Raw genomic sequence first — 4,011 nt, 5'->3', positions numbered from 1 at the left:
GTTGCCGCCGGGCCCGCCGCCGCCCTCGCCGTTGCCGCCGCCCCGCGGGCCGGACCCGTCGCCGCCGGACGTGCCGGCCGTGTCGGGACCGTCCTGCCCAGGACGCGGGTCCGGACCGTCCTGGTCGGTTCCCTGGGTGCCGCCGCCCACCGCCGGGCCGGGCATCGCCGGGGCGCTGCCCTGGCTCCAGGTCACCGCCACCGAGACCCCGCCCAGGGTGGCCACCAGGGCGGCCGCGGCGGTGAGCGCCCGCATCCAGGCCGGGCTCAGGGCCCGCAGCCCGGGCAGCGCGGTCACCCCCGGCAGACCGGACAGGCCACGCGTGCCGCGTGGCGCGGCATGCGCGGCCGGGGAGCGCTCGGCCGCGGCCATTCCCTGCCGGACCCGCTCCAGGATCCGGTCCCGGTCGGGCCGGTGCGCGTCGGCGGCCGAGCGCAGCAGCTCGGTCACCTCGGGATGCGCCGGCATCACAACCTCCGTTCCACGGGCCGCTCCACGGGCGTGGCGCGCAGCACCTTCCCCCAGGCGGAGGGCGGAGCGGAACCGCCGCCCGCCGGGGCGCCGCCGTTCTTCCCGGCCGGTCTTCCGGCGCCCTGCTCCAGCAGCCGTTCCAGCTCCGCGATCCCGCGCGAGGTCTGGCTCTTCACGGTACCGACGCTGATGCCCAGCGCCCTGGCCGTCTCCTTCTCGGACATCCCGAAGGCGTGCCGCAGCACCACGCAGGCCCGTTTGCGGTACGGCAGGCGGCCCAGCGCCGCCCGCACGTCCAGCACGGCCGGGATGTCCGGGCCGTCGGTGGTCTCCGGCTCCCGTGCCCAGAAGAGTGCCACCCGCCGCCGCTCGCGCACCAGAGTGCGGATCCGGGAGCGTGCCAGGTTGACCACCACGCCGCGGGCGTACGCCAGCGGCTGCTCGGCCGCCTGCACCCGGTCCCAGCGGCTCCACAGCGCCACCAGGGCGTCCGCGGCCAGGTCGTCCGCGCCGTCCGGCCCGGCTCCGCCGCCCAGCAGCAGATGGGCCAGCCGGGAAAGTTCGGCATGGTGCCGCTCGAAGAAGGCGTGGAACTCTTCAGCAGGGGTTGCCACGCGTCCTCCTCGTCGCCGGACGGACCGGCCGGTGTGCACCGCCGCCGGGCCGTCTGCCGGTCCTGCCGCCAAAGACTTGCCACCGGTCCCATGGCCGGTCTCGTTACCGCTACCCCCGAACGCGCCGGTGTGTGCCGCTCGCGGCACCGGACGTCTCCGGCTGCCTTCTGTGGTCAAATCCCCCGAACAGTGCGGAGCGTAGCAGGCACCTCGTAGGCTGCGGAGCATGCGTTCCACACCAGTTCTCCACGTCGCGGGACGGGTACTGCTCGGTGCCGACCCGCAGGCCGAGGCCCGCGACGAGCTGTGGGTGATCGACGGCCGGATCAGCTTCACCGCCCCCCGCCGGACCCGGGAGACGGTCTCGCTCTCCGGCTGGGTGCTGCCCGGCCTCGTCGACGCCCACTGCCATGTCGGCCTGGACGCCCAGGGCGCGGTGGACCGGGAGACCGCGGAGAAACAGGCGCTCACCGACCGGGACGCCGGCGCGCTGCTGATCAGGGACGCCGGCTCGCCCGCCGACACCCGCTGGATCGACGGGCGCGAGGACCTGCCGCGGATCATCCGGGCCGGCCGGCACATCGCCCGCACCCGGCGCTACATCCGCAACTACGCGCACGAGATCGAGCCGGACCAGCTGGTGTCGTACGTCCGGCAGGAGGCGCGGCGCGGCGACGGCTGGGTGAAGCTGGTCGGCGACTGGATCGAGCGGGAGGCCGGGGATCTGGCGCCGTGCTGGCCGCGCGAGGCGGTGGCGGCGGCCATCGCCGCCGCCCATGAGGAGGGCGCCCGGGTCACCGCGCACTGCTTCGCCGAGGACTCGCTGCGGGACCTGGTGGAGTCCGGCATCGACTGCGTGGAGCACGCCACCGGCCTCACCGAGGACACCATCCCGCTGTTCGCCGAGCGCGGGGTGGCCATCGTGCCCACCCTGGTCAACATCGCCACCTTCCCGGAGCTCGCGGCCCGGGGCGAGGAGCGGTATCCGCGCTGGGCGGAGCACATGCGGCGGCTGCACGCCCGGCGCTACGACACCATCCGGGCGGCCTGGGACGCGGGCATCCCGGTCTACGCCGGCACGGACGCCGGGGGTTCGCTGCCGCACGGGCTGGTGGCGCAGGAGGTCGCCGAGCTGGTGAGGGCGGGCATCCCGGCGCCGGACGCGCTGGACGCGGCGGCCTGGCGGGCCCGTGAGTGGCTGGGGCGGCCGGGGCTGGCCGAGGGCGCGCCCGCCGACCTGGTGGTGTGCGAGGAGGACCCGCGGCGCGACGTGCGCACCCTGGCCGATCCGGCCCGGGTGGTCCTGCGCGGCCGGATCGTCGCCTGAGCGGCCCCGTGCCGCCCCGTCGGTTCCGGGGGCGCGCTGGGTGCGCCACGGGGCGCTGCGGGGCCGGTGCGGGCTCGCGGGCGCCGCGCGTGCGGTGCGTGTGCGGTGCGCGTGTTCCGGGGGCCTCCGGAGGCCCCCGGAGGCCGGAGCGGTGCTGCGGGCCGGGTGGGGCGTTGTGGGGTGGATGAGGCGGCCTGGTGAGGGGAGTGGGGCGGTTGTGAACGATCGCCGACCGTCTCCGGCCCTTCCGTGCGCTGCCTGTCTCGCACACAGGAGCGGGGACTCCCCATTGGGGGTGAACCGGAGCCGGAAAGTCCACATGATCGGATCGGTCTGTCAAGGATGGCGGGGTCCCGGTCGCCGGTCCGGGTGATGTCCCGTCTCCGGGACCGGCGACGCCATTCCGTCGTGGGAGTTCTCACCCATGCAGTACATCGCACCTGGCCGTACCGGCGCCGCTCGCCGGGGGGCCGCTCTGCTCTCCACCACCGCCCTGCTCGGCACCGCCGCGCTGGGCGTGGCGGCACCCGCCGCCGCGGACGGGGAGTCCGCCGAGCCGGGCGGGGCGGGCACGGCGCACGCCGTCGTGCTCCGTACCGACCTGGACGTGTCGCTGATCGACGGCGCCGCCCGGGTCCCGGCCTCGGCCACGCTGAACGAGGTGTCGGTCACCGCCGGGGACGGCGAGCAGACCGCCGCCAAGAAGGCCCTGGACGTCAGGGTCGAGGGCGTCGACCAGGGCCGTCCGGTGGCCCTGCTGCGGGCCCGGGCCGCCGACGCCCGGGCCGCCGCCGACCCCGCCGGCACCAGCGCCGGGGTGGAACTCCTCGACGCCCGGGTCCACCTCCCCGGCATGCCGCTGCTGTCGGTCGTCGAGGCGTCCGCGGTCACCGCCGAGGCGGACTGCCCGGCGGGCGGCGCACCGAGCGCCGACGCGCGGGTGGCCGGACCGGTGACCGTGCTCGGCAAGACGGTCACCCTGACGGCCGAGGGCGCCACCGAGGTGTCGGTGCCCGGGGTCGGCGAGGTGACGCTGGACCTGGCCCGGCGGACCGTCGAGGACGATTCGGCCGCGTCCGTCGCCCTGGAGCTGACCGTGTCCGTCGACCCGCTGGACCTCAATGTCGCGGAGGTGACCGGCTCCGTGGTGCTGGCCGAGGCGGACTGCACCGCCCCGGCCGCGGAGTCCTCCTCCGGCGCCTCCTCCGGGGACTCCTCGTCCGGGGACTCCTCCTCCGGGGCCACGTCCGCCGGGGGCGGGGAATCCGGACCGGCTCCGCAGGGCGCCGCCGCCCCGGGCGCGGCCGACACGGGAGGAGCCGTCGCGGGAGCGGCCGGCGCCGGTGACAGCGCCGGTGACAGTGCCGGTGACAGTGCCGGTGACAGCGAGGGCACCGAGGGGGCCGGCGCGGACGACGCCAACCTGGCCGCCACCGGTGGCGGCTCCGGCACCACCTACCTCGGCATCGGCGCCCTCCTGCTGGTCGGCGCCGGTGCCGGCCTGGTGCTCGCCCGCCGCCGCGGCACCGCCGCGAAGGCGGCCGGGAACCCGGCCGACTGAGCCGCCCGCACGGCGCACCGCGGCCCGCCCGGCAACCG

Annotated in this window: 3 protein-coding genes and 1 pseudogene; 2 read left to right on the top strand and 2 right to left on the bottom strand. The window is 76.9% G+C overall.

Annotated elements, in window-relative coordinates; translation table 11 throughout:
• Positions 1-468 (bottom strand): annotated as a pseudogene (locus tag GQS09_RS27370) (hypothetical protein); the annotation flags it as partial.
• A complete protein-coding gene (locus GQS09_RS27365; protein ID WP_313896375.1) occupies positions 468-1,085 on the bottom strand; it encodes a SigE family RNA polymerase sigma factor in 618 nt (205 codons plus the stop codon). The gene GQS09_RS27365 and the pseudogene GQS09_RS27370, both read right to left, overlap by 1 nt.
• Before the next feature lie 226 nt (positions 1,086-1,311).
• On the opposite strand from GQS09_RS27365, the gene GQS09_RS27360 reads away from it, so the two are divergent.
• Together GQS09_RS27360 and GQS09_RS27355 are read left to right on the top strand one after the other, a co-directional pair.
• Positions 1,312-2,412, top strand: coding sequence for an amidohydrolase family protein (locus tag GQS09_RS27360; protein WP_165990210.1), 1,101 nt, complete (start codon positions 1,312-1,314; stop codon positions 2,410-2,412).
• Between the two features lie 424 nt (positions 2,413-2,836).
• A complete protein-coding gene (locus tag GQS09_RS27355; RefSeq protein ID WP_243761858.1) occupies positions 2,837-3,973 on the top strand; it encodes an SCO1860 family LAETG-anchored protein in 1,137 nt (378 codons plus the stop codon).
• Positions 3,974-4,011 lie beyond the last annotated feature (38 nt).

Source organism: Streptomyces sp. YIM 98790 (assembly GCF_011421595.1).
In the GTDB taxonomy this organism is placed as follows: domain Bacteria; phylum Actinomycetota; class Actinomycetes; order Streptomycetales; family Streptomycetaceae; genus Streptomyces.
Note: the sequence above shows the minus strand (reverse complement) of the source record. Positions and strands in the feature narration are given on the sequence as shown.

What these genes read in the sequence shown, in the direction of transcription:
- GQS09_RS27360 (WP_165990210.1), top strand. Translation starts at nt 1,312, where the DNA reads ATGCGTTCCACACCAGTTCTCCACGTCGCGGGACGGGTACTGCTCGGT.
- GQS09_RS27355 (WP_243761858.1), top strand. Translation starts at nt 2,837, where the DNA reads ATGCAGTACATCGCACCTGGCCGTACCGGCGCCGCTCGCCGGGGGGCC.